Source organism: Methanosphaera sp. (assembly GCF_016282985.1).
Lineage (GTDB): Archaea > Methanobacteriota > Methanobacteria > Methanobacteriales > Methanobacteriaceae > Methanosphaera.
This window is the reverse complement of the sequence record NZ_JAEELZ010000078.1, coordinates 1-23,974: the sequence shown is the minus strand read 5'-3', so window position 1 is coordinate 23,974 and position 23,974 is coordinate 1. Positions and strand designations below refer to the sequence as shown.

Below are 23,974 nucleotides of genomic sequence, written 5' to 3'. Positions count from 1 at the left end.
GAAAAAATTATAAAGGTTTTTTTTATATTGAACTGTACTTTATAATTTTATTTAATTGTTTACTTACATGACCCTTTTCAATAGCCCTTCGTGAACATTCAACACCCTCTTCCAATGAACTAACTTTATCTGCAACATACAAAATAGCAGCAGAGTTCATAAGTGATAACTCCATTCTTGCAACATCTTTTTTTGTTTCAGTAACATTATTTACAATATTTTTTATAATTTTCAAATGATCTTCGACACTATCCGGTGCAGCAATGTCCTGAGGATTAACATATTCTAATCCAAAATCTTTTGGAGTAATGTATCTTGTTTTTATTTCATTATTTTCTAAAAATGCTACTTTAGTTTTACCAATATTAGATATCTCATCCATAGCTTTATTTCCTTTTTCATCAAAACCATGAACAATCATTGCTCTTTCGACACCTAAGTTCTTGGAAACTTCAGCAATTGTTTCAACAAGTTGTGGATCATAAACTCCAGTCATTCTTGCTGTAACATTACTAGGGCAGGTAATTGGTCCGATTAAATTAAATATGGTTCTTGTTTTTAAATCTTTGCGTATTTTCATAACGTTTTTGGTTGCAACATGATAATTAGGAGCAAAAATAAATGCAAAGTTACATCCTTCAATAGAGTTAATGACTTGTGCCGGTGATAAATTTATATTAACTCCTAAAGCTTCTAAAGCATCAGCCCCACCAAATTTACTACTGACACTTCTATTTCCATGTTTGGATATTTTTGCACCACAAGCACTGGCAATTATGGATGCAGTAGTACTAACATTAAAAGTTTTAAAAACATCTCCACCAGTACCGCAACTTTCAACTAAATATTCTCCAGGATCATATTCAATTTGAATTGCATGATCTTTCATACTTTCAGTTAAACCTGTAATTTCTTCTATACTTTCGGTTTTCATTCTTAATGCAATAAGAAATGCAGATATTAATGTATCTGGATATTCCCCACTTATCAAATCATTCATACATTCATAAGCTTCATATCTTGTTAAATTTCGTTGATTGTCTAATACATCATCAAAAACTTCTCTAATCATAATATTAACCCCTAGTAGATTTCTTCATAATTTTTACATATTCCTCTATTTTTGAAAACATTTCATCTTGATTATCTAAATTATCTGCAATGATGTTTATCAACGCACTACCAACAATTGCTCCATCAGCCCCTGCAGATAAAACTTTTTTAACATGTTCTGGTTTTGAAATTCCAAATCCTACACAAGTAGGTATTGTCGTATGTTCTTTGATTCTTTTAATTAATTCGGTAGTATTTAATTCTACTTCTGCTCTAGCACCTGTTGTTCCCATTACTGATGCAATATAAATAAATCCTCCAACTTTCTTTGTGATTTCTTTTAGACGTTCATTGTTTGTGGCTTGTGAAACGATGAATATCTGTTCTAAATTATGATTGGTTGCTGCTATCATCACATCATCTGCTTCTTCAGGTGGTAAATCTGCAATTAATACAGCATTGACTCCGATATTCTTTAATTTTTCATAAAATTTATCAATTCCAAATTTATATACTAAATTATAATATAATAAAAGACCTATCGGTTTATCCGTATATTCACGCAATTCTTTTAAGAATTTAAAACATTTTTTGATAGTCATGCCACCATTGAATGCACGAATATCTGCATTTTGAACACTTGCTCCATCAGCAACAGGATCTGAAAATGGAAAACCTATTTCTAAAGCATCGGCTCCGTTATCAACCAAAAGTTTTGCTATTTCTAAAGAGGTATCATAATCTGGATCTCCTGCTACAATAAAAGGAATAAAAATACCTTCATTTGACTGATTAGATTTTTCAAATATTTCGGAATATTCTACTTTGTTCATATTTCCACCCCTAGTTCTTTTGCAACAGTAAACATATCCTTATCTCCTCTACCGGATAAGTTTACTATTATAGTTTTTCCTTTATTTTCTTCTTTTTTAGCATATTTGACTGCATATGCTATTGCATGGGAACTTTCTAATGCAGGTATAATTCCTTCAGTTTCACATAGTAATTTCAACGCTTCCAAAGCTTCGTTATTATTTATTGGAACATATTTTGCTCTATTTATACTATGTAGATAAGCATGTTCTGGACCTACTCCTGGGTAATCTAATCCTGCTGATACACTACTTGTTTCACGAATTTGTCCTTCTTCTGTTTGTAATATAATTGATAATGAACCATGTAATATTCCCTCAGTACCTTTTGTAATAGTTGCCCCATGTTCAAGTGTTTCAGTTCCTTCTCCACCAGCTTCTACTCCAATTAAATCAACATCTTCATCATCTACAAATCCACTAAAAATACCCATTGCATTACTTCCACCACCAACACATGCAATAACGGTGTCTGGAAGACAACCTTCTAATTCTAATATTTGTTTTCTAGCTTCTTTTCCAATTACACTTTGGAAATATTTTACCATAGTTGGATAAGGATGAGGACCCATTGTTGTTCCTATAAGGTAATGTGTAGTATCTAAATTTGAAATCCAATATCTAAATGCTTCATTGATCGAGTCTTTCAATGTTTTTGAACCCATATCTACAGGAATAACTTCAGCTCCTGATAATTCCATTCTAAATACATTTAATTTTTGTCTTTCAACATCAGTTGAACCCATAAAAACTTTTACATCCATGCCTAATTTTGCACCGATAACTGCTGTAGCAATTCCATGTTGTCCAGCTCCAGTTTCTGCAATTAGTTGAGTTTTTCCCATGTATTTGGCTAATAATCCTTGACCAATAGCATTATTTATTTTATGAGCTCCGGTATGTAACATATCTTCTCTTTTTAAATATATTTTACAACCAAGCTTTTTGGATAAATTTTCTGCATAATATAATCCTGTTGGTCTTCCTCCAAATTCTTTTAAATAAAAGTTTAATTCTTCAATAAATTTATCATCATCTTTAAATTTATAAAAAGCTTCTTCTAATTCTTCTATTGCGGGTATTAATAATTCAGGTACGAATATACCTCCATATTTTCCAAATTTTCCGTTATGTTTCATATTATCACGTTTCATCGATTATGTTTAGAATCTTTTTAATTTTATTAATGTTTTTTTGTCCAGGTTTGTTTTCTACTCCACTATTTAAATCAATCATGTCGAAATAAGATAACTTTTCTTGTATTTTTTCAAGATAGTCTAAATTTAGTCCACCTGCTAATGTAACTTGAGTTTTATTATTACATGATTTAATTATCTTACTGGCCTTTATAGCAGTTTCAATTGGTATTTGTTTACTTGTTCCACCAGTCATTCCATCTTTAATATAATCTAACAGAATATTATCTGCATATAAACTATGTTGCTTGATTTCGTTAATGATTTTCTGATTTAAAGTGTTTTGTAATCCTATAACTTTTGTAATGTTTAACTGATTATAATTGTGGTATTGATTTAACCATTTTAAATATCGAATATCATAATTATTTAGTGAATGAAGTTGTACATTAAAAATTTGAGTTCTATTAATTTTTTCTATAGTTCTATAAGCATTATTTGGTTCTAAAACTAAAGTACTGACTCTTTTGTTGATTAATTTATTTTCTAAAGCTACTATTTTTTTAAGTGAAACATTTCTTTTAGATCGTTCAATATTTATAAAGCCTATGTGGTCAACATTTAATTTTTCAATTTTTTTCATTTCTTTTTCATTGGTTATTCCACATACTTTAACTTTAATGGTCATTTCAATACCTCCCTTTTAATTTTTTAATGATTTATTTAATTGATTAATATAATTACCTATTTCAACTTCAGAATTTCCTTTTAAGATACTTGTTCCTATTAAGATTGCATCTGCACCATAACTTTTTAACAATTTAGCATCTTCTATATTTTTTACACCGCTTTCAGATATTAAATAATTTGGCACATATTTTTTGAGTTTTTTTGTAGTTTCAAGATTAACTGTCAGATTGGATAAGTTTCTATTGTTTATTCCTATTATTTTAGGGTTTAAATCAGAAACACTATTAATATCATTCATGTTGTGACATTCTACTATCACATCTAAACCTAAATCTTCAGATATGTTCATATATTTTTCTATATTTGGACATATTCCACATATTAATAAGATACAACTAGCATTATTTAGTGCTGCTTCGTAAATCATATATTCATCAATAATGAAATCTTTTCGTAATAATGGTTTAACAGTCATTTCATTTGCTTTAATGAAATTATCCATATTACTTTTAAAATATAACTCCTCAGTTAATATTGAAATCATGTCAACAGGATATTTTTCATATATTGGAATTACATCTTCAGGAGTAAGTAAACTTATATCTCCTTGGGAAGGACTTGCAGGTTTATATTCAGCTATTAATTTAGTTTTTGTTTTATCTTTTAATTTTTCCTGAAATCTAAATTTTTTTGTTTTTGTTGAAATAAAATCTTCTGCTTTTTTCTGAATTTTATCTACAGATTCTTTTTCTTTCTTATTTTTGAGAATATTTTGTTTATTTTTTACAATTTCATTTATAACATTCATAATATCAGTTTCCTTCAACATCTAGGAAATTTTTTATTACAATGTCACCATACGAGCTCCCAATGGATTCTGGATGAAATTGAATTCCGAATGTGGGATATTTTTTATGTTCTACTGACATTATTATTCCATCATCAGTTGAGCTTGTAATTTCTAAATCTTTTGGAATAGATTTTTTTTCACAAACTAAAGAATGATATCTGGTTATTTCAAATTTATCAGGAATATTATTGAATAATGCAGATTTTTTGTGAGTTATTATATCTTTTTTTCCGTGCACAGGTAATGTTTTTATAATATTTCCCCCATATTCAACAAAAATTCCCTGGTGTCCTAAACACACACCTAATATTGGAATTTCTTTAAACTTTTGAAGAATTTTTTTGCAAATTCCAAAATCACGTTCATTTTCTGGATTTCCTGGGCCTGGTGATAAAATGATATGTGAAGGTTTGATTTTTTCTATTTCTTCAACATTTATCTTATCATTTCTTACAACCAATATATCAGGGGAATATTTTCCAACTAACTGGTATAAATTGTATGTAAATGAATCATAATTGTCTATAATTAATATCATTCTACCACTTCCATACCTGATTCTTCAAGAGCTTGGATTAATGCCTGTCGTTTTCGTTTACATTCTTCATATTCTGATGTGGGTGAAGAATCGTATACAATTCCTGCACCAGCCTGTATTTCGGCTCTTTGACCATATGTTGTAAGAGTTCTTATCGTTATAGCGAAATCTGCATTTCCATTTAATGAAAAGTATCCAACTGATCCACCATAGGGTCCACGGGCATATTTTTCATTTTGATTTATTATTTCCATGGCTCTTATTTTTGGTGCACCACTAAGTGTTCCTGCAGGAAATAAAGAAGTGAAGGCATCTATTGCATCCAGATTATTTTTTAACTTTCCTGTTACATGACTAACTAAGTGTTGAACATGTGAAAACTTTTTTATATCATAAAATTCCTTTACTTTTACAGTATTTATTTCACTAATTTTTCCGATATCATTTCGTGCTAAATCAACTAACATTAAATGTTCTGCTAATTCTTTTTCATCGTTCAATAAGGATTCTTCTAAAAATTTGTCCTCTTTTTCATCTTTTCCTCTTGGTCTTGTTCCTGCTATTGGGTAAGTTTCAACAGTATTGTTTTCTAATCTCATTAACATTTCAGGACTTGAACCAATTATTTCTCGTTCACCGAGTTTAATATGGTACATATAGGGTGATGGATTAATTTTTCTTAGTTGTTCATATAATGGCAATTTACTGCCTTTTATAACTAAATTTTCTGCATTTGAAATTACAGCCTGAAATATTTCACCATTTTCTATTAATTTTTTTGTATCCATCACATTATTTTCATATTCATTTTGTGACAAATCTTCATCAATAATTTTATATTCCATTATTCCATTAGAATGTTCTTGATTGTAAATTTTGTAAATTAAGTCTCGTCTATCTTCATTTAATGTTGTATATTCACATGTTTTATTGATATTATCATAAACTATACAATCTAAAAATAATCCAAATTCAAAGTCTGGATAAATACTGTTTTTTGTGGGAACATTTTCAATATATTTAATGCTTTCATAAGATACATAACCCATTAATCCTCCCCTAAAACCTTCTTGTTTAAAATCATTTTTTATCAAGTTTTTAAGATCAGAAAACGGATTTTTTGAGTTATATTGGATTGTTTCTGTGTCTGTGGTTATAGTTACTGAGTTGTTGTGTGCTAATATTTTTGCAATTGGATTAAATCCAATAATTGAATATCTGGCTAATCCATTATCAGATTCCATAGATTCTAAAAGAAAAACATCTTTATAATTATAATATAAATTTTTAAATAGTTTAAATGGGTTATCCATATTAATTTTCATTGTTTTGGGTTTTTTAATTCTTTTTTTCAAATTTCCAAAAACATTCACTCTTGTTCATTTTTTCACCTTTATGATTATATATAATAATTACATCAATGTACTATTTAAATCTTTGGTGTATAAATTAATACATTAAAAATATATATTTTACATTGTATAATATAATTATAGATATATATGAGGAATTAATATGTGGAAAAAGTTTATGAGTAAATTCGATAAATATCCATCACAAAAAAAAGTCGTTATAAAAATGTTACAATTGGGTCTTAAAGTTGGTGAAGATAAGAAGATTTATTGTAACGATGTTGAAATAAATATTTCTTCTTTGGCAAAATCTATTGAAACTGATCGACGGGTAGTAACCTCAACTATGAATACAATACTTGAAGATGAAGAATTAAAAAATATATTTACAAATATTAAATCTGCAGGTACTGTTTTGTCAAATATTTCACAAGAATTAGGGTTGGGTGTTATTGAAATTGAAGGTGATGCCCAAAAAACAGGAATTTTAAATCAAGTTACTAAATTTTTGGCTGAAGAAAATATTAGTATTAGACAAGCATATGCAAGTGATCCTGATTTATATAGTATACCTTATATGACAATAATTACTGATAATACTCTTGATGGGAAAATTATCCCATTATTACTTAAAATTGATGGAGTAACAAAAGTTTCTATGTATTAAAATATAACCTCAGATATAAATAATACTTGAAATAAATCATTTAGTAAGAATAAAAAATAAATTATATACTGATAAAAATTAATGTTCATTAGTAATATATAAGGAGGATTAGGATATGTGTATAGCAGCACCGGCAAAAATTTTAGAAATTAATAATAATATAGCTACTTGTGATTTTGGTGGAGTTAAACAAGAAGCAAAATTAGATTTAGTAGATGCAGATATAGGAAATTATGTATTAATTCATTCAGGTTATGCAATAGAAGTATTAACAGAAGAAGCAGCAAAAGAAACCATAGATACTTGGAATGATTTATTACATGAATTAGAAGAAGAATAATATTACTCTTTTTTTTATATATTTTTTTTATAGAACTTTTTTTTAGAATTTTTTTAAAATGCAATATTAATAAAAATAAAAAACTCTTTTTAAATAGAAATAGTTAATAATTAAATGGGCACGCTGGGATTCGAACCCAGGACCTCACGGTTATCAGCCGTGCGCGCTAACCAAGCTGAGCCACGCGCCCTAACAAAATAAGTAAGTTGCTTTGTAAGCATCTATTACTATATTATATTGTCTTAATATATATAGTTTATGGTCATATTTTTCATGAAAAAAAATAAAAATAAATAATTAATTATTCATCTTTATTAACCATTTCATTTACTTCGTTTGACATCATATGGTCAATAACATTAATTTCTGCTTTATCTATTTCATCAAGTTTTTCAGCTTCTATTCTAACAGCCATTGCAATATTTGCTACACTCATACACATTGGGTTTGTAGGTTTAACGGTAATTACTGCTTTTTTATTTGCTTCATCAACTTCTATATTTTGAATAAGTCCCATTTCTACAATACTAATTCCCATATGTGGATCTGCAATGCCTGCTAATTTATCATTAATTTTTTCTTTAATTTCTGCTTCTGCCATTTTATCTCTCCATTATTTTATTATATTTATTAAGATTTTATTTAATATACTTTATGTAACAAAATCATTGATTTAATATCTATTTGATTTGATGTCTAATTTTTACACCAATTCCTTTGTTTGCTTTAACTAATTCTTCCCCATTCATCATGGATTTTCCGACACCTATTACTTCATCATCTTTAATGATTACGACTTCATCATTTGGAATAATATTTTTATCGGCTTTATCAATACCTGGTGTAAACAAGGTACTTGTTTTTAAATCAAAATTAATGAAAACACGATTAATTTTTTCTTCTTTTAATATTTCTCCACCAGCTAAATTTAAAGTAAACAACCCTGTTTCAAAATGAAGTGTAGCAAGTTGTTGTTTATCAGACATAATTCTAGTATTAAATTTTCCATGAGTTTTGGTATTTTCAGGAATTAGTTTATCTGCCTTTTTTGTATTAAATTGATATCTTGCTATTGATCTTAAATCATGAATTTTATGTTTTTTGAAGTTAATTTTATCTTCTTTCTTAACTTCTTCTTTTAAATTAGTTAAAGATTCTTGTGAACGTGTATTTTCATCATTACATGTATATACAACATTGTCTAAGACCTCTTCACAGGCCTTTTTATATCCTCCAGATACGTGTGCAATTACTTTACGATCTTGAACATAATCTTTCAAACATTTTCCTGCGATTTTAATTTCTTCATCAGACCAATCACCAGTAGTTGATGCATCGTAAGAATGTATTGGATAAGTTTTTTCCATTTCTCTAGGACAAATACCAAAAGGAGAAGTTAATATAACTTCTTGTAAACCTTTTGTATATTTTTTAAATAGTGTATGCGATTTTGATTGGGAATATGGTTTTTTCATACTGCAGGGTAAAACAATGACTGTATCACTATAAGGTTCCAACAAAGTCATTCTTTCTCGCCATCTAGTAACTTCAGGTCTATGGAGTGACAGTTCAGATATGCAAGGTATTTTACTATTTTTCATATTATCTTTCCAAAAAAAAGTTAATGTAAGAAAATTAGAATAATTTTCCTAATTTAAGAAGAGCTTTAGGGGATACTTTAATTAACAGTTTTATTAAAGTACTTGGACTTATTTCATCTACATCCACTTTGACAAATTCATGAGCTATTTTGTTTAATTCATCATCATCTAATGATAATAAATATTCTTTAGCTTTTTTGTATTTATCATAATTTTCTCCAATATTTTCATCGGTTAATTTAACATATTCTTTTAAATTTTTTTTACTGTAATCTTCATCGGTAATTGCTTGTGCAGCAACAATTCCAGCATAAGCTCCGGATTCTAATGCAGAGTTTATTCCTCCACCAGTTAATGGGTTTACAAAACCAGCTGCATCTCCAACAACTAATATGTTATCTCCAACACGTTCTTTAATTAATCCACCTACAGGATCTCCACCAACATTTATTTCAACGGCTTGTGCATGTTGGGTTTCAGGGCAATTTTTAATAAATTCATCTAAATGTTCTTTTGCTGTTTTATCAGTATGTGTTTTTAAAACTCCGATACCAACGTTTGCAATGTCTTCACCTTTAGGGAAAATCCAAGTATAACCTCCAGGAGCTACACTTCCAAAGTATAATTGGATTACATTATTATTTTCCATTTCAAGTCCGGCCATTTCATATTGAACACAGGACTCCATGTTATCAAATTTTGTATTGCAATCTAAACCGGCCCATCTACCTATTCGAGAACCAGGACCATCAGCAGCTATAACGATGTGGGCATGTATTTTGATTTCTTCTCCCATTTTGTCTGCTGTGACAATAATTCCATCTTCTACTCTTTCAAGTGATGTTGCACGTGTTTTAATCATTATTTTTGCACCTGCACGTGCTGCATCCATTGCCATATGTTTATCAAAAACTTTTCTTTCAAGAACATATCCTGATTCTGGTAAATCTATTGTGTCTTCACTTAACCAAACGCTGGTTTGATCAGGAGAAACTAATCTAACTCCGTTTGATTTTCTAGCAATCCATCTTGGATCTGGTTGAATTCCTAAATCTATTAATCCTTGTTTAGATACCCCTTCAGCACATCTTTTTGGGGAACCAATTTCTGATTTAAGGTCAATTAATATTACTTCAGCACCATGTAAAGCAGCTTCTCTTGCAGCAAGAGAACCTGAAGGACCAGCACCTACTACTAAAACATCAGTCTTATATTCCATGTTTTCACCTATTCTAATGATAATGCTGCAACAGGACATGCTTTAATACATAATCCACATTTAGTACATTTTTCATCATCTATTACTATTTTTAATTCTTGAACATCAATAGCATCTGCTACACAAACACCTGCACAAGCTCCACAATACATACAATATTCTTGAATAATCATAATATATCCCCCATTTTATTCTTCTTCATTTTCTTTAGCTCTTTTAATATCAATAGCTTCATCTCTTGTAATGAAAATATGGCCACAGTTTGTACATTTTAATTCACCGTTTTGACCATATGCTAGAAATTCTCTCTCAAAATCTCTATGTTGAGTTTTATCTTTAGAACCACATTTCGGACAAGGTTTTAACAAATCTTCTATTTTCATTTTTTTACCCCTTAACTGAATTATTTAGTAAATCAAGAAGTTTAAACTGTGCTGCTTGTAAATGTTTACAATAAAAACTTCCTGGTTCTCTCTGATTTCTATATGTGTAATCTGCACATTCACAGTTCCAATATCCATATATCATAGATACAAGATAGAAATCATTTTTATTTTTAACTTTGAATATCATGTGATTGGGTTCATAGTGTTCTACAAAAACTGCATTATCTTTGTATAACTTATAACCCTCAGTTATTCTATCTGCCATTATATCAATTAACTAATTAATTTCAATTATATTACATAATTTTTTTATTATATAACAATATTATATAATATGATTTTCATTAAATATGCTTTTATGTTTTTTTTAGAAATTTATAGGTAAAATTTTGTTATATCTTAAAAATAAATTATTATTTTTATATTCAGTTTTGATATGTATTGGGTAAATTTTTACATTATTTTCATAGGCTTCTTTCAAGGCATCACTGAAATCTTTATCAGTATCATAATTAGGAGAAAAACTTTTTGCATTATTTTGTAAAACTAAGATAATTATGGCTGCATGCAACGATTTTTTTCTGATTTTAATGAGCTCAACAACATGTTTTTTTCCTCTTTTGGTTGGAGCATCCGGAAATTTAGCTATACCTTTTTCTACTAAGGTACATCCTTTTACTTCTAAATATAACTCATTATCTTTACTATCCTTTAATAAAAAATCCAACCGACTATTTCCATAGGAGTATTCTGGTTTAAATATATTAAAATCTTCAATTTCGTTAATCAGTTTATCTGTCAAAATTTCTGAGACAAGTTTGTTGTGGTAACTACTATTTAATAAAACCCATTCGTTTTGATATTTTATAGCAATAACATCATATTTCGTTTTTCTAGAAGTTTTTTTATATGTGGGTACATATTTTATTAAAACATCTGCATTGGAGACCAATAATTCTTTTAATCTTCCAGGGTCATGTAAATGAGCCAATTCCATTTCATTTTTTTCATTTTTGAATTTAATAGTAAATCGATTTGGTCTAGAAATAAATTTTACTAAAATTAAATTAGAAATTTTCATAATATCATCTTTTTTTTTATTCAGTTTATTGTTTGTAATTTTAAGATTAATTGAATCTTTTAATATCCAAATTATTATACCTAAGCTTTAAATTAAGAAAATTTTAAATAAAGATACTTACAAAATATATTATAATATATATTGATTTATAAAATGGTAATTAATCTTAATTATGGTGAAAATGCAATGCAATATGGAATGTATCAAGAAATTATGGATCAACCTATTTCTTTAAGACTCACTATTGATTCTGAAAAGGAACATATAGAAAAAATTTCTGAAGATTTCAGAAAATTAGATAAAATATTTCTAATAGGATGTGGTAGTTCAATTTCTACATGTTATACTATTAGGGATGTTGTTAAATCTATATCAAATATTGAAATTGATGTTCAAACAGGTTATGAATTTGTTGAACATCAATGTTTAGAAAATGGTTCAAACATGGGTTTAATTGTTACTTCTCAGTCTGGTGAAACATCAGATACATTAGAAGCTTTACGTAAAGCCAAAAAACATGGTATAAAAACAGTTTCAATTACTAATATGCCCGAAAGTTCTATGGCTAAAGAAGCAGATGAGTCTATAATTACGCGATGTGGTGAAGAAAAGGCCATTTTGGGTACTAAAACATATGTGACTCAATTATTTTCTTTATATGCAATATTCTTTAATATGATAAAATCAGAAAGGGCAGAACAAGTATTAAATCAATTATACACGGTTCCTGATTTGATAGAGAATTTATTAAAAACAACAGAAGAAGATAATAAAAAATTAGCCGAAATTCACAAAGACGTAAATCTATTTTACTGTATGGGTGGTGGAGTAAATTTTGGATTAGCTTATAAATTAGCTATGACAATGTTTATGGAAGGTTCATTAAAACATGCATGTCCAGTTTATGCAGGGGAATTTAGGCATGGATTAATTGAACGTGTTGAAGAAGGAGTAACTGTTGTTTTCTTAAAATCAGGTGATGAATATGATAAAGTTACACTTAGGGCCATTGATTTTTGTCAAAATTTAGGTGTAAATACTATTATATTTGATTTAAAAGATTATTCTGATATAGATGTTTTATTAACTCCATTTGCATTAATAGTTCCATTGGAATGGTTTATTTATCATTTATCAATATTTAATGGGGAAGATCCGGGAAGTACAAGACATATTGGTAAAGTTAGATACTAATTTTTACCACTTTTTTTTAATAATTTTTAAATTTTATTATTTTTTTTAATTTTTTCATTAAATTTAAATTATATAGTTTATAAATGAATATATAGATATAATATTGAAAAATTTTTTATTAATAAATATTTGGAGAAGTGATTTTTTTGTATTCAATTAAATCTAATGAGGATCTTGAAGAATTAAGTCCTTTTATTATTATAGGTGCTGGAGGAGGGGGAGAGAAATTCTCTAACTTCAGTGGTGTAGAAACGGCTGGTTTCTTGGATGATTCTGAAGATAAACAGGGTAAAGAATTCTGTGGTCATATTGTAGGTTCTGATTTAAAAACATTAGTTGATGAAACTAACTCTAAATCAGTTGCAATCATGTTACCTATAGGGGCTGAAGGTGCAGCTTTAAAGTATGCTGTTCAGGCTATAGATTTGGGTCAAAATGTTGTAACCTCATTCAGATCACTACCCTTAGAAGAAAATCCGGCAATAATTAAATTTGCTAATCAAAAAAATGTTAAAGTAAAACAAATAAGTTCTAGGTTAGACAATGTTGAAAAAGTAATGGGTATTGCACCAGAAAAAGTTACTGAAATATTGCCTAAAATTACATATTTGCATAAAAAACCTGTAATATTTGTTGGTGGAACTTCACAAGAATGTGGTAAAAGGACCACTACTAGAAAATTAGGACAAATTGCTAAAGAAATGGGATTAAAATCAATTATATTCTCAACTGATGAAATGGGTTTTGAAAAACCTACGGACATTAACTTTAGGGCAGGTAGTTTATCAGTTATGGATGTTCCAGCAGCAGTTATGGGAACCATAAAGTATATGGAAGAGAATGAAGATCCTGACATAATATTTGTAGAAGGTCAATCTAGTTTAACAGAAACAGGAAATCCACATCCTAAAGGATTATCTGCAGCAATATTGTTTGGAGCAATGCCTGATGCAGTTGTATTATGTCATAGGCCTAATCATCCATTTAGAGAACCTGTTGGAATAGGAGCAGAATTAAATGCTATTGAAGCAGTAGAACCAACAAAAGTAATAGCTTTGTCTATAAATAGAAGAAATGATTCTGAATATTCCTTAGAAGAAGTTGAGAAAGAATTTAATTTACCGGCAGTGGATATTCATACAGATTCAAATGGTGGTTTAAAACGTTTAATTGAAACAGTATTAAATTATGTGGGGGAAAACTAATGAAAAATACATTTAAAGATTTTACAGTAAATGTAAAAAAATCAATTGATCGAGAATATGATGGTGAATCTAATATGGAACCTGATTATGATGATAGTCAAAAAGTAGTTGATGATAATGTTATCTCTTCAATAGAAAATTCTTATGATGATGATTATGAAGATTATGATATAGTTGTTAATAATCCAGATGATGATATTTCATTAATAGAACCAGAAACTTCTAGTGTTGACATGATTCGTTTAATTAAAGTTAAAACAATTAATGAATTATCTGAACAATTAGAAAATGTTAATAAAACCGGTGTTCCTGCAATAATTGACTTAAAATATATTCAAGAAAGAAGAGTATCTGAATTTAAAAAATTAGGTTCTACATTAAAAGCTTTTAAATCAGCCACTAATGCAAATGTAGTTTTATTAGGTTCAACAAAAAATGTTATAGTAGTTACTCCTGAAGAAATAAGAATATTAAAAGAATAATTTCCTCTTCACTTCTCTACTTTTTAATAAAAAAAAGATTATAAAGATTATCTTTATAATTTTATATTATAAAATTTTAACACATTTTCAAACATTACTTTATTAATGCTATTTTTATTTACGCTCATTTTTTCAAGTTCATGTTTAGTTTGAGGTAAAGATAATGGATTTGATGGGGCATAGCTAATATCGCTATCCAAAACAAATTTATCGTACCCATATTTTTCCAACATTTGAATAGTATCTTCTGTAGACATTTTTAATGGTTGTATTGTAATTCCTAAACTATAACCTTTATCAATTATTGAATCAACTATAGAAAAATCAACATGATCTAACTGAACTAATCTAGGATTAATATATTCATCTAATAATTTAACTATTTTTTCAGTAATTTCTACTTTGTTTGTTCGAGGTGTGTGAACAATTATTTTATAATTATTCTCATCAGCTAATTTCAACTGTTCAACAAAAACTTTTTGTTCTAAATTGTCCGCAGTTTCAAGACCTATTTCTCCAATAGCAATTACATTTTTCTTTTCTAAATATTCAGGTAATTTTTCTATAACTTTTTCAAAATCTGTTGGAATGGCTCTAGGATGCACACCCACTGCACAATAGAATTTTATCCCTTCATTTTCAACACGTTTTGCTTCTCTATTGGTGATTCTATCAAAATGTTCAAATGAAACATTAGATTTCTTCATTTCTAATGGATCATATGCACAGGATACGATAGCATTTACTCCAGCAATTTTCATGTTTTTAAAATCTTCTACAGGTCTACAATCTGCATGTAAGTGTGCATCAATTATCATATTCTATCCTCATTCTTCAATATCTTCAAAGTTAATCTGATTTTCTATTAATTGATTTATGATAAGTGGTATTTTATTTATGGCTATTCTTTTCTGTTCAAATGTATCTCTATTACGGATTGTTACTTTGTTGTCATCAATTGAATCATAATCTACAGTAATAGCAAATGGAACTCCAATTTCATCTGCTCTAGCATATCTTCTTCCTATAGTACCACTTGTATCATATGAAGTTACAAATCCATTTTCTCTAAGAGTTATTTCAATATTTTCTGCAATATCGGTCAAAGGTTCTTTGTTAACTAATGGTAAGACTACTGTTTTAATTGGAGCAATTTTTGCAGGTAGTTTAAAGTATGCCCTAGTTTCTCCTTCTTCACTAATATCTTCAGTGTAAGAATGTAATAATGTTGAATAAATTATACGATCAATTCCATAGGAAGGTTCTATTACATGGGGAACAAATCTTTCTCCTTTAATTTGTTCTTCTACAGTATCAAATGTTACAAAACTATCATCTATTTCATATTCATTTTCACCAATTGAAAATTTGTATACTCCTTCGTTTTCAAACATTTTTTTAATTTCATCAGGATTTGCATTTTCTAATAATTCCTTAGCTTTTGGTGAATCTCCTTTAAAAGTTGGTCCAAATTTTTTCATATTGAATGAAGGTTTTGTGACAGTAACAGTTTTTGGTTCATCATATTCTTTAAATACTGATAAATCTTCTTTACTGTGTGCTATATGGGATTTTAAATCGAAATCAGTTCTATCTGCTATTCCAATTATTTCTACCCATCCAAACTGGTCTGTTTTTACTTCTGCATCCCAACAATCAATAGCGTAGTGGGCCATTTCATCAGGTAAATGTTGTCTAAATCTAATAGCTTCTTTAGGAATTCCAATATTACTTAAAAAATTGCTTGCTAATACTATTTGATATATTAACATTTCACTAGAAACAATACCGGAATCTATGGCTTCTTTAACTTTGATGTTTATAGGTTCTTTATTATTTAATTGTTCATTTTGACTAAAGAGTCTTAATTCACAATCTTCAATATTTTTATAATATTTATGACTTTTATCTGAAGGATCAACAAATATTTCAGCTTCTGCCTGAGTAAATTCTCTTAACCTAATTACTCCCTGTCTTGGAGATAATTCATTTCTGTAAGATTTTCCTAATTGTACTATTCCAAAAGGTAATTTGTCCTTGTAAAATCTACTGATTCTTTTGAATGCTATAAAAATTCCTTGAGCAGTTTCAGGTCTCATGAATCCAATTTGTTTTCCACTAGCTCCAATTTGAGTTTTAAACATTAAGTTATAACTCTGAACATCGTCTAATTTACCTTCACAATCAGGACAGACAATATTATTTTCTGCAATAATTTCTGTTAATCTTTCATCAGGTAATCCTTCAACATCATCGTCAATAACAGCTTCTATGATGTGGTCTGCTCTATAAACTTCTTTACATTCAGAACATTGTGTCATAGGATCAGTAAAATTATCAACGTGTCCTGATGCTTTAAGAGTGTTTCGAGGCATTACAGTAGGAGCTTCTATTTCATAAAATCCTTCTTGTAAAACGTAATATTGTCTCCATAAATTCATTATATTGTTTTTTAATAATCCACCGATTGGCCCATAATCATAAAAACCTGCTACTCCAGAATATATTTCAAAGGATGGGTATAATATTCCTCTTTTCTTTGATATACTCATTACTTTTTCATTGCTCATTATTTTCCTCCTTAATTATATCAAAATCTTCTTTAATTTTACTGACTTGTGGTCCTTTTTGTCCCATATACTTACTATCTCTGTCTTCGTGACCGTAAGGTTTTGCTGATGGTGTGGTCATAGTTTCAAACACTATTTGACATACTCTTTGACCAGGATATAAAGCAACGGGCATTTTACCAATATTTGAGATTTCTAATGTAATTTTACCTTCAAAACCCGGATCTATATAACCAGCTGTTACATGCATGGTTACACCTAATCTACCAATAGAGGAACGGCCTTCTACTCTTGCAACTATATCAGCTGGTAATTTTACTGTTTCATATGTGGTAGCTAATGTAAATTCACCTGGATGAATAATAAATGGTTCACCATCTGGTATCTCAATTGTTTCCATATAAGATTCTAAATCTGTATTATCAAAAGGATCAATAAATGGTTTTGAAATGATTTTAAATCCTTTAAATTCATTACCTATTCTTAAGTCTACAGATGAAGGTTGAATTTGTTTTTCATCTTTAATAGGATAAATTTCAATTTTTTCTTCATCCAAATACTTTTTAATATCTACATCACTGAGTATTGCCATATTTATTCCTCTTTTGTTTTTATTCTAACATTTATACGTTTAAGTGTTCCACGCAACATTTTTGATTCACGGCCTGCTATAAATGCACGACCTATTATTCTTTTTGTGATTATTTCTACATTTTTCCTTTTATGATCAGGATAATCTAATTTAGAAATAATTTCATTACATAATTCAGTGATTATGTTTTTTTCCTCAAAACTAGCAATTTCCATATTTTCAACAGGATACTCTTTTTGATTTTTATAAATTTCATAGAATACAATTGCAGCCGCATGACTAATGTTCATTATAGGATATTCCTCACTGGTGGGGATTGTAACAAGGATGTCACATAATTCCAATTCGTCATTACTTAATCCTTCACCTTCTCTTCCAAATAGTAATGCAATATTTCCATCAATGCACATACTTTTTCCAAGTTCATTTGGTGTTATTGGAATACGTGGAATATTGTAACTACCTCCAGCTGTACCGGTAGTTCCTACAACTGTTGTAATTTCATTGTCTTTTATAAACTCTGAAAGTGTATCATATATTTTAGCATCTTGAACAACATCTCTTGCATGACTTGCTTGATAATAAGCACTATTTTCTAGTTCACAGGGATTGATTAATACTAATTTTTTCAATCCAAAGTTTTTCATAGATCTTGCTAAAAATCCTATATTTCCAGGAGTTTTTGGTTCAACAAATACAGTATAAATTTTCAAATATAATCACTATATATATTTCTGTATAATTTTTTTAAAATAAATTTCTCTTATTTTTTATTTTACATTAAATACTTGAAATAATAATTATCAACTCATATAAAAGTTTATATACTTATAAATCATTATTATTAATGTAAATAGTTAAAAATAAAATTAAAAAAATTTTTTCATGTTAAATAATTTAATTAAGGATGATTTTTTATGTTGATGGTAACAACACCAGATATTGATGGAAAAACGGTAAAAAAATATTTTGGTATAGTGAATGGTGAAGGTTTAATTGGATCTAATGTTTATAAGGATATCTTCTCGGGTGTAAGAGATGTTGTTGGTGGAAGAACTTCTACTTATGAAGATGAATTAAAAAAAGCCAGGGAATTAGCATTAAAAAGTATGGAAGAAAAAGCTACAGAATTAGGTGCAAATGCGATTATAAATGTAAGAATTAAGTATAGTAATCTTGGTGGTACAATGGGAAATACAATATTAGTCAGCGTTAATGGTACTGCCGTATTATATTAAAAAAAAGAGAATAAGATAAAAATATCTTATTCGTAAGCTTTGTTTAACAATTCCATAATGTTTATTACGCTTGTTTTTGATTTTTTCTTTTCTAATGAATCGTTGATATTGAATTCACAAAATGGACATATGGTTACAACATAATCCACATCTAATTTGTCAATCATATCTACTTTATCATCTGCAAGAGCTTCGGCAATCTCAGGTTTACCTGATTTTACCCCACCACCAGCACCACAACATTGGTCTGGTTTATCCATTTCAATGAATTCCACACCTTTGATACTTTTTAAAATATTTCTAGGTTCTTTACTTATTCCCTGACTTCTAACTAAGTGACATGGATCGTGGTAGGTAACTTTGACATTAACTTCATTCATTTCATCAGGATTTAATTTTCCATCTAAAAATTCACTAATATCCATTACATTTAAATTTACACCATATTCAGGATAATTATTTTTTAATGTAGCTCCACAACCGGCACATACAGTTATGATAGTATCATAATCCTTGAAAGTTTCATAATTTGTTTTCACTAAGTCTGGAATGATATCTATTTGTCCGGTTCTAAATAATGGGGAACCACAACAAACTTGTGATTCAGGAACGTCTACTTCATATCCTAATTTTTTGAGCACATTAATGAGGTATTCTGCAATCCAAGGTAATCTATTGTCAATCATACAGCCAGTAAAGAAAGCAATTTTATTTTTCTTTTCAGATGATTTGTTCTTATTATATTCTTTCACAAATCCTTCAGGATACTTACTATCTTTTTGTGGCTGCACAGTTCTACCGGTATTTAGAACGGCTTCTCTAATTAATTTATGTGGTTTTAATGGGCCTTGTTTTTCAGAAAATATTTTTGCTCTTAATCTTTCAATTGCTTTTCCATATATATCAATTTCTTTAGGGCATGTTTTTGAACATTCTCCACAAGAAGTACAGTAATATATTCCATTTTCTACAGATTTTTCTGAAAGGGATTCATCTTCTCTAGGATCAAATTCAATATTTGAGAATCCTCTCATAAAGAAAGGTCCAACATATTTATCTGTTTTTTTAATTACAGGACACATAGAAATACAAGAGAAACAATCAATACAACCTCTTAATTGATCACACCTAGCATATTCTTCAGGTTTAATGATTTCCGGCTTATTTTTTTTCTCTTCAAGGTCTTCAGAAGCCATATACATATTTAAATTTTTTATTTTATCAGTTAATTCAGTTCTATCTACAATTAAATCTTTAATGACAGGAAGATCCAAAGGTTCTAGAACATCATTATCCATAATTTCTGCCTTACATGCTAATTTAGCTTTACCATTAACTTTTATTGCACAAGATCCACATTGGCCTGCTCTACATGAATATCGGTATGCAATATCAGCATCATATTTTTTGTTAATTTGTGCTAATGCATCTAAGACTTTCATTTTCTCAATCTCTTCAATTTCATAAGATTCAGTGTAATGTAAATCTTTTACAGGATCGTATCTTTTAATATTAACAGTAATCATAATAATCTACCACAATCTATTAGGCAATAAATTGATTATTTCACCTTTTATTTAAAATTCATTTTGTAATGTTATATCTTATTTTAATATTTTTATTTCTTTTCTTTTAAAAGTTGTTAATAAATACTTATACTTGATTTAATATAAATATAAGTAATCTTTAATAAGTAATAATAGATTTTTTTCTCATTAAATTATTATTTCTTTACGTTTATTATTTTAAGGAGTATTCATTATGAAAATAAAAGAATTATTAAATTCCGAAAAAGGAAAAAAACGTTTCATGTTAGGTAATGAAGCGGCAGTAAGGGGTGTTTTAGAAGCTGGTGTTTCACTAGCAGCAACTTATCCTGGAACTCCCTCTTCAGAAATAGGTGATATCTTATTTAAAGTTGCTAAAGATGCAAATGTTTATTTTGAATTTTCATCAAATGAAAAAGTAGCCATAGAAGTTGCGGCATCAGCGGCAAGTACTGGTTTAAGAACATTTTCTTTCATGAAACACGTGGGAGTGAATGTAGCTGCAGATTCTTTCATGACTTCAGCATATATTGGTGTAGAAGGTAGTCTTTTAGTTTTAGTAGCAGATGATCCTTCAACATTTTCTTCACAAAATGAACAGGATACAAGACATTTTGCAAGACAAGCAAACATACCATTATTTGAACCATCAAATCCTCAAGAAATAAAAGATTTCATACATTATGCATATGACATATCTGATCAATTTAATATTCCCGTAATTCTCAGAACAACTACAAGAGTATCTCATATGAGAGGAATAGTGGAAACAGATGAATATAATAAAAACACGAAAACTTTTGGTGAATTTAAAGATAATGGATTACATGTACCTGTTCCAGAAGCAGCACGTGTGATGCATAATAATCTTGTTGAAAAAATAAGTAATATTCGCAAAATTTCTAATGAAAGTCCATTAAATAAAATTATTGACAATGGAGCAGATGTTGGAATCATAGCTTCTGGTGGAGCATATAACTATGTTGCAGATGTTATAAAGCAAAACAATTTAAAAATAAATGTTTTAAAAATTGGTTTTTCACATCCATATCCAGAACAACTTGTTAAACAATTCTTAGAACAAAATAAAGAAGTTTTGGTTGTTGAAGAAGTAGATCCTATTAATGAGATTGAGACTTTAGCTATTGCTGGAAGATATAATATTAATACAATTATTCACGGTAAAAAAGATAAAACATTACCTGAAACTTTTGAATATACTCCGGATATAATATTTGATGCTCTTCAAAAAATAATTTCATTTGAAGATAATCGTCATACTCCAAACGAAATGTCTAGTATTCAATTACCATCCAGACCTGCTACTTTATGTTCTGGATGTCCGCATAGAGCATCATATTATGCTGCAAGAGAAGCAATAAATAGCTTAAACTTAGATATTGAGAGTATACATCCATCTGATATTGGATGTTATACATTAGGAATTGCACCTCCTTATAAAATGGCAAATTATTTGATGTCTATGGGTGCTAGTGTCGGAACAAGTTGTGGTTTTAGTAAATCTACAGAAAATCAACCTATTATCAGTTTTATTGGTGATTCCACATTTTTCCATGCAGGTATACCTCCATTAATAAATGCAGTACATAATAAAAATAAATTTACATTAGTCATATTGGATAATAGAATTACCGCAATGACGGGTGGTCAAACAAATCCCGGTATTCCTATCGATGGTATGGGTGATGATGCACCAGCAATATCTATAGAAGCATTAGTAAAATCCATAGGAATAAACTTTGTTAAAAAAGTAAATCCTTTAGATGTTAAAGAAATGATTGAAGTATATAAAGATGCTTTAAATTATGATGGTGTTTCTGTAATAATAGCCAAATATCCATGTAATTTAATAAATAAACAAAAAATACGTGAGAGAAAATACAACATAGTTGTTGATAATGAAAAATGTGTTCATTGTAATATATGTGTGGATAAATTAGCATGTCCAAGTATTAATGAAATAGATGGAAAAATTACAATAGATCAAGTGTGTAATAAATGTGGTGTTTGTACTCAAGTATGTCCTACAGGCGCAATATCTAAGAAGGAGTAGTTAAAAATGGCATATAATATTTATATTTGTGGAATAGGTGGACAAGGTATTATTAAAACATCTATTGTTATCGGTGAAACTGCATTATCTAAAGATATGAATGTTGTTATGAGTGAAATTCATGGAATGAGTCAAAGAGGTGGAGTAGTATCCACAGAATTAAAAATAGGTGAAGATCAAAGTCCAATCATTCAGGAAGGAGGAGCCGACCTTATTTTATCTTTTGAACCAGTAGAAGCATTACGTGCATTACATAAATCAAATAAGGATTCAATAATTGTAACAAATGTTTCTCCAGTTTTACCTTCAACAATTAATCAGCAAGATGTAGATTATCCGGAAATTGATGAAGTTATTAAAGAATTAGAAACCAAAGTAAAAAAAGTTTTTGCAATCGATGCAAACGAAATAGCTAATAATGCAGGACATCCTTTATCAATGAATATGGCAATGTTGGGTGCTGCTACTGCAATTTCTACATTTCCTTTAGATAAAGAAGAAGTAATCGAAATGATGAAAAATCATTTACCTCCAAAATCTATTGAAATAAATTTGGTGGCTTTTGAAGAAGGTTATAATTCCTGTGTATAAAAAAAATAGAAGGATTACATTGAATAAATCTCTTCGGAAGAGATAATATCTGCATTTCCTTCTTTTAATACTTTTAACCCTTCATCCATATTTTCTAATTTTAAAATTACTATTGCATTATAAGTTTTTTGTTCTACAAATGCATAGAGATATTCTAAATTAATATTGTTATCATCAAGGACTCTTAATATTTTATTTAATCCTCCCGGTTCATCATTAATGGATACAGCTAAAACTTTAGTAATTTTTACAATAAAATCGTTTTCTTCTAATTTTTCCTTAACTATTGTAGGGTTTGTAACGATTAATCTTAAAATACCAAATTCGGAAGTATCAGCTATAGATAAAGCTCTGATATTGATATTTAATTTTTCAATAATATCAAGTGTGTGTAATAATCTTCCTTCTTTATTTTCTAAAAATATTGACAATTGATCAACATATTCTTCTGCCATAATGTCACTTCCTATTCGTTTCTTTTATCTATTACTCTCACTGCTTTTCCTGATTCAACTCTATCAATAGTTTTTGGTTCAACTAGTGATACATTTACTCTTAAACCTATTTCATCGTGAATAGCATGTTCTAATTTTTCTTTTATACCCACCAATTCTTTTACATTATCAAAGAATATGTCTGGTGATGCTTCAACTTTAACTTCTATTTGGTCTAAAACATCAGGTCTTGTTAATATTA

General features: G+C 28.6%; 28 protein-coding genes, 1 tRNA gene and 1 pseudogene. 8 read left to right on the top strand and 22 right to left on the bottom strand.

The genetic code is table 11. The annotated features are described in order from the left end of the window. Nucleotides 1-22: 22 nt before the first annotated feature. Genes trpD through QZZ11_RS04570 form a run of 7 tightly spaced genes read right to left on the bottom strand, consistent with a single transcriptional unit; the run spans nt 23 to nt 6,452 of the window. Nucleotides 23-1,072 (bottom strand): anthranilate phosphoribosyltransferase, encoded by a 1,050-nt coding sequence (gene trpD / locus QZZ11_RS04600; RefSeq protein ID WP_292473997.1) that lies wholly within the window; start codon nt 1,070-1,072, stop codon nt 23-25. Nucleotides 1,073-1,076: 4 nt separating this feature from the next. Further along, the gene (trpA, locus tag QZZ11_RS04595) at nt 1,077-1,886 is read right to left on the bottom strand and encodes a tryptophan synthase subunit alpha (RefSeq protein ID WP_292473996.1); all 810 of its coding nucleotides are present in this window, start codon (nt 1,884-1,886) and stop codon (nt 1,077-1,079) included. Further along, nucleotides 1,883-3,064, bottom strand: a complete 1,182-nt coding sequence (trpB, locus tag QZZ11_RS04590) for a tryptophan synthase subunit beta (protein WP_292474017.1) — start codon at nt 3,062-3,064, stop codon at nt 1,883-1,885. The genes trpA and trpB overlap by 4 nt, the downstream gene beginning before the upstream one ends. A gap of 4 nt (nt 3,065-3,068) precedes the next feature. Next, complete coding sequence (locus tag QZZ11_RS04585; protein WP_292473994.1) at nt 3,069-3,749, bottom strand: phosphoribosylanthranilate isomerase; 681 nt, start codon at nt 3,747-3,749, stop codon at nt 3,069-3,071. A 15-nt stretch (nt 3,750-3,764) separates the two neighbouring features. Next, nucleotides 3,765-4,559 carry an indole-3-glycerol-phosphate synthase gene (locus QZZ11_RS04580; RefSeq protein WP_292473993.1) on the bottom strand — a complete coding sequence of 265 codons (795 nt, stop codon included), beginning with the start codon at nt 4,557-4,559 and terminating at the stop codon, nt 3,765-3,767. A gap of 4 nt (nt 4,560-4,563) precedes the next feature. Continuing rightward, on the bottom strand, nt 4,564-5,139 hold the full coding sequence (locus tag QZZ11_RS04575) for an aminodeoxychorismate/anthranilate synthase component II (RefSeq protein WP_292473991.1): 576 nt from the start codon (nt 5,137-5,139) through the stop codon (nt 4,564-4,566). Further along, nucleotides 5,136-6,452 carry a chorismate-binding protein gene (locus tag QZZ11_RS04570; protein WP_365952766.1) on the bottom strand — a complete coding sequence of 439 codons (1,317 nt, stop codon included), beginning with the start codon at nt 6,450-6,452 and terminating at the stop codon, nt 5,136-5,138. Before QZZ11_RS04570 ends, QZZ11_RS04575 begins: the two co-directional genes overlap by 4 nt. A gap of 217 nt (nt 6,453-6,669) precedes the next feature. Between QZZ11_RS04570 and QZZ11_RS04565 the strand changes: the two genes are divergently transcribed. Both QZZ11_RS04565 and hypC read left to right on the top strand, forming a co-directional pair. Next, a complete protein-coding gene (locus QZZ11_RS04565; RefSeq protein ID WP_292473988.1) occupies nt 6,670-7,158 on the top strand; it encodes an amino acid-binding protein in 489 nt (162 codons plus the stop codon). Nucleotides 7,159-7,273: 115 nt separating this feature from the next. Next, on the top strand, nt 7,274-7,498 hold the full coding sequence (gene hypC, locus QZZ11_RS04560; protein ID WP_292473986.1) for a HypC/HybG/HupF family hydrogenase formation chaperone: 225 nt from the start codon (nt 7,274-7,276) through the stop codon (nt 7,496-7,498). A gap of 115 nt (nt 7,499-7,613) precedes the next feature. On the opposite strand, the gene QZZ11_RS04555 is transcribed toward hypC, so the two are convergent. The 8 genes from QZZ11_RS04555 to sfsA all read right to left on the bottom strand — a co-directional run bounded on the left by QZZ11_RS04555 (nt 7,614) and on the right by sfsA (nt 11,785). Continuing rightward, nucleotides 7,614-7,688, bottom strand: a tRNA-Ile gene (locus QZZ11_RS04555). 111 nt (nt 7,689-7,799) lie between these two features. After that, nucleotides 7,800-8,099, bottom strand: coding sequence for an iron-sulfur cluster assembly protein (locus QZZ11_RS04550; protein WP_292473985.1), 300 nt, complete (start codon nt 8,097-8,099; stop codon nt 7,800-7,802). A gap of 79 nt (nt 8,100-8,178) precedes the next feature. Further along, entirely contained in the window at nt 8,179-9,099 is a 921-nt protein-coding gene (locus QZZ11_RS04545; RefSeq protein WP_292473983.1) for a DUF5591 domain-containing protein, read from the bottom strand. A gap of 34 nt (nt 9,100-9,133) precedes the next feature. After that, nucleotides 9,134-10,318: an NAD(P)/FAD-dependent oxidoreductase gene (locus QZZ11_RS04540; RefSeq protein ID WP_292473981.1), complete on the bottom strand. Its 1,185-nt coding sequence runs from the start codon at nt 10,316-10,318 to the stop codon at nt 9,134-9,136. An 8-nt stretch (nt 10,319-10,326) separates the two neighbouring features. Beyond that, complete coding sequence (locus QZZ11_RS04535; protein ID WP_292473980.1) at nt 10,327-10,491, bottom strand: 4Fe-4S binding protein; 165 nt, start codon at nt 10,489-10,491, stop codon at nt 10,327-10,329. 15 nt (nt 10,492-10,506) lie between these two features. Beyond that, nucleotides 10,507-10,701: a TIGR04165 family Cys-rich peptide gene (locus QZZ11_RS04530; RefSeq protein WP_292473978.1), complete on the bottom strand. Its 195-nt coding sequence runs from the start codon at nt 10,699-10,701 to the stop codon at nt 10,507-10,509. Between the two features lie 4 nt (nt 10,702-10,705). Further along, entirely contained in the window at nt 10,706-10,969 is a 264-nt protein-coding gene (locus QZZ11_RS04525; protein WP_292473976.1) for a hypothetical protein, read from the bottom strand. Between the two features lie 102 nt (nt 10,970-11,071). Next, nucleotides 11,072-11,785 carry a DNA/RNA nuclease SfsA gene (gene sfsA, locus QZZ11_RS04520; protein ID WP_292473975.1) on the bottom strand — a complete coding sequence of 238 codons (714 nt, stop codon included), beginning with the start codon at nt 11,783-11,785 and terminating at the stop codon, nt 11,072-11,074. A 186-nt stretch (nt 11,786-11,971) separates the two neighbouring features. On the opposite strand from sfsA, the gene QZZ11_RS04515 reads away from it, so the two are divergent. The 3 genes from QZZ11_RS04515 (at nt 11,972) to QZZ11_RS04505 (ending at nt 14,666) form a co-directional block, all read left to right on the top strand. Beyond that, on the top strand, nt 11,972-12,979 hold the full coding sequence (locus QZZ11_RS04515; protein ID WP_292474015.1) for an SIS domain-containing protein: 1,008 nt from the start codon (nt 11,972-11,974) through the stop codon (nt 12,977-12,979). A gap of 146 nt (nt 12,980-13,125) precedes the next feature. After that, on the top strand, nt 13,126-14,184 hold the full coding sequence (locus QZZ11_RS04510) for a DUF1611 domain-containing protein (protein WP_292473973.1): 1,059 nt from the start codon (nt 13,126-13,128) through the stop codon (nt 14,182-14,184). Continuing rightward, nucleotides 14,184-14,666: a hypothetical protein gene (locus tag QZZ11_RS04505; protein ID WP_292473971.1), complete on the top strand. Its 483-nt coding sequence runs from the start codon at nt 14,184-14,186 to the stop codon at nt 14,664-14,666. The genes QZZ11_RS04510 and QZZ11_RS04505 overlap by 1 nt, the downstream gene beginning before the upstream one ends. Before the next feature lie 53 nt (nt 14,667-14,719). Here the strand turns inward: QZZ11_RS04505 and QZZ11_RS04500 are convergent, their stop codons facing one another. From QZZ11_RS04500 to QZZ11_RS04485, 4 genes are read right to left on the bottom strand one after another with little or no spacing between them, the layout of a single operon-like run. Continuing rightward, complete coding sequence (locus QZZ11_RS04500; RefSeq protein WP_292473970.1) at nt 14,720-15,484, bottom strand: TatD family hydrolase; 765 nt, start codon at nt 15,482-15,484, stop codon at nt 14,720-14,722. Nucleotides 15,485-15,493: 9 nt separating this feature from the next. After that, complete coding sequence (glyS, locus tag QZZ11_RS04495; protein ID WP_292473968.1) at nt 15,494-17,236, bottom strand: glycine--tRNA ligase; 1,743 nt, start codon at nt 17,234-17,236, stop codon at nt 15,494-15,496. Then, nucleotides 17,226-17,828: a dCTP deaminase gene (gene dcd, locus QZZ11_RS04490; protein ID WP_292473966.1), complete on the bottom strand. Its 603-nt coding sequence runs from the start codon at nt 17,826-17,828 to the stop codon at nt 17,226-17,228. The genes glyS and dcd overlap by 11 nt, the downstream gene beginning before the upstream one ends. Nucleotides 17,829-17,830: 2 nt before the next feature. Next, nucleotides 17,831-18,541 carry an RNA methyltransferase gene (locus QZZ11_RS04485; RefSeq protein WP_292473965.1) on the bottom strand — a complete coding sequence of 237 codons (711 nt, stop codon included), beginning with the start codon at nt 18,539-18,541 and terminating at the stop codon, nt 17,831-17,833. A 204-nt stretch (nt 18,542-18,745) separates the two neighbouring features. Here QZZ11_RS04485 and QZZ11_RS04480 point away from each other — a divergent pair, with 204 nt between their 5' ends. Next, on the top strand, nt 18,746-19,066 hold the full coding sequence (locus QZZ11_RS04480) for a YbjQ family protein (RefSeq protein ID WP_292473963.1): 321 nt from the start codon (nt 18,746-18,748) through the stop codon (nt 19,064-19,066). A gap of 26 nt (nt 19,067-19,092) precedes the next feature. Here QZZ11_RS04480 and tfrB read toward each other — a convergent pair whose 3' ends face one another. Then, on the bottom strand, nt 19,093-20,592 hold the full coding sequence (tfrB, locus tag QZZ11_RS04475; RefSeq protein WP_292473962.1) for a fumarate reductase (CoM/CoB) subunit TfrB: 1,500 nt from the start codon (nt 20,590-20,592) through the stop codon (nt 19,093-19,095). Nucleotides 20,593-20,827: 235 nt separating this feature from the next. Between tfrB and iorA the strand changes: the two genes are divergently transcribed. Together iorA and QZZ11_RS04465 are read left to right on the top strand one after the other, a co-directional pair. Beyond that, complete coding sequence (gene iorA, locus QZZ11_RS04470) at nt 20,828-22,687, top strand: indolepyruvate ferredoxin oxidoreductase subunit alpha (protein WP_292473961.1); 1,860 nt, start codon at nt 20,828-20,830, stop codon at nt 22,685-22,687. 6 nt (nt 22,688-22,693) lie between these two features. Continuing rightward, entirely contained in the window at nt 22,694-23,278 is a 585-nt protein-coding gene (locus tag QZZ11_RS04465; protein WP_292473959.1) for an indolepyruvate oxidoreductase subunit beta, read from the top strand. Between the two features lie 14 nt (nt 23,279-23,292). Here the strand turns inward: QZZ11_RS04465 and QZZ11_RS04460 are convergent, their stop codons facing one another. Both QZZ11_RS04460 and QZZ11_RS04455 read right to left on the bottom strand, forming a co-directional pair. Beyond that, on the bottom strand, nt 23,293-23,733 hold the full coding sequence (locus QZZ11_RS04460; protein ID WP_292473957.1) for an acetolactate synthase: 441 nt from the start codon (nt 23,731-23,733) through the stop codon (nt 23,293-23,295). 11 nt (nt 23,734-23,744) lie between these two features. After that, nucleotides 23,745-23,974: pseudogene (locus QZZ11_RS04455) on the bottom strand (phenylacetate--CoA ligase); the annotation flags it as partial.

What these genes read in the sequence shown, in the direction of transcription:
- trpD (WP_292473997.1), bottom strand. Translation starts at nt 1,072, where the DNA reads ATGATTAGAGAAGTTTTTGATGATGTATTAGACAATCAACGAAATTTA.
- trpA (WP_292473996.1), bottom strand. Translation starts at nt 1,886, where the DNA reads ATGAACAAAGTAGAATATTCCGAAATATTTGAAAAATCTAATCAGTCA.
- trpB (WP_292474017.1), bottom strand. Translation starts at nt 3,064, where the DNA reads ATGAAACATAACGGAAAATTTGGAAAATATGGAGGTATATTCGTACCT.
- QZZ11_RS04585 (WP_292473994.1), bottom strand. Translation starts at nt 3,749, where the DNA reads ATGACCATTAAAGTTAAAGTATGTGGAATAACCAATGAAAAAGAAATG.
- QZZ11_RS04580 (WP_292473993.1), bottom strand. Translation starts at nt 4,559, where the DNA reads ATGAATGTTATAAATGAAATTGTAAAAAATAAACAAAATATTCTCAAA.
- QZZ11_RS04575 (WP_292473991.1), bottom strand. Translation starts at nt 5,139, where the DNA reads ATGATATTAATTATAGACAATTATGATTCATTTACATACAATTTATAC.
- QZZ11_RS04570 (WP_365952766.1), bottom strand. Translation starts at nt 6,452, where the DNA reads ATGGATAACCCATTTAAACTATTTAAAAATTTATATTATAATTATAAA.
- QZZ11_RS04565 (WP_292473988.1), top strand. Translation starts at nt 6,670, where the DNA reads ATGAGTAAATTCGATAAATATCCATCACAAAAAAAAGTCGTTATAAAA.
- hypC (WP_292473986.1), top strand. Translation starts at nt 7,274, where the DNA reads ATGTGTATAGCAGCACCGGCAAAAATTTTAGAAATTAATAATAATATA.
- QZZ11_RS04550 (WP_292473985.1), bottom strand. Translation starts at nt 8,099, where the DNA reads ATGGCAGAAGCAGAAATTAAAGAAAAAATTAATGATAAATTAGCAGGC.
- QZZ11_RS04545 (WP_292473983.1), bottom strand. Translation starts at nt 9,099, where the DNA reads ATGAAAAATAGTAAAATACCTTGCATATCTGAACTGTCACTCCATAGA.
- QZZ11_RS04540 (WP_292473981.1), bottom strand. Translation starts at nt 10,318, where the DNA reads ATGGAATATAAGACTGATGTTTTAGTAGTAGGTGCTGGTCCTTCAGGT.
- QZZ11_RS04535 (WP_292473980.1), bottom strand. Translation starts at nt 10,491, where the DNA reads ATGATTATTCAAGAATATTGTATGTATTGTGGAGCTTGTGCAGGTGTT.
- QZZ11_RS04530 (WP_292473978.1), bottom strand. Translation starts at nt 10,701, where the DNA reads ATGAAAATAGAAGATTTGTTAAAACCTTGTCCGAAATGTGGTTCTAAA.
- QZZ11_RS04525 (WP_292473976.1), bottom strand. Translation starts at nt 10,969, where the DNA reads ATGGCAGATAGAATAACTGAGGGTTATAAGTTATACAAAGATAATGCA.
- sfsA (WP_292473975.1), bottom strand. Translation starts at nt 11,785, where the DNA reads ATGAAAATTTCTAATTTAATTTTAGTAAAATTTATTTCTAGACCAAAT.
- QZZ11_RS04515 (WP_292474015.1), top strand. Translation starts at nt 11,972, where the DNA reads ATGCAATATGGAATGTATCAAGAAATTATGGATCAACCTATTTCTTTA.
- QZZ11_RS04505 (WP_292473971.1), top strand. Translation starts at nt 14,184, where the DNA reads ATGAAAAATACATTTAAAGATTTTACAGTAAATGTAAAAAAATCAATT.
- QZZ11_RS04500 (WP_292473970.1), bottom strand. Translation starts at nt 15,484, where the DNA reads ATGATAATTGATGCACACTTACATGCAGATTGTAGACCTGTAGAAGAT.
- glyS (WP_292473968.1), bottom strand. Translation starts at nt 17,236, where the DNA reads ATGAGCAATGAAAAAGTAATGAGTATATCAAAGAAAAGAGGAATATTA.
- dcd (WP_292473966.1), bottom strand. Translation starts at nt 17,828, where the DNA reads ATGGCAATACTCAGTGATGTAGATATTAAAAAGTATTTGGATGAAGAA.
- QZZ11_RS04480 (WP_292473963.1), top strand. Translation starts at nt 18,746, where the DNA reads ATGTTGATGGTAACAACACCAGATATTGATGGAAAAACGGTAAAAAAA.
- tfrB (WP_292473962.1), bottom strand. Translation starts at nt 20,592, where the DNA reads ATGATTACTGTTAATATTAAAAGATACGATCCTGTAAAAGATTTACAT.
- iorA (WP_292473961.1), top strand. Translation starts at nt 20,828, where the DNA reads ATGAAAATAAAAGAATTATTAAATTCCGAAAAAGGAAAAAAACGTTTC.
- QZZ11_RS04465 (WP_292473959.1), top strand. Translation starts at nt 22,694, where the DNA reads ATGGCATATAATATTTATATTTGTGGAATAGGTGGACAAGGTATTATT.
- QZZ11_RS04460 (WP_292473957.1), bottom strand. Translation starts at nt 23,733, where the DNA reads ATGGCAGAAGAATATGTTGATCAATTGTCAATATTTTTAGAAAATAAA.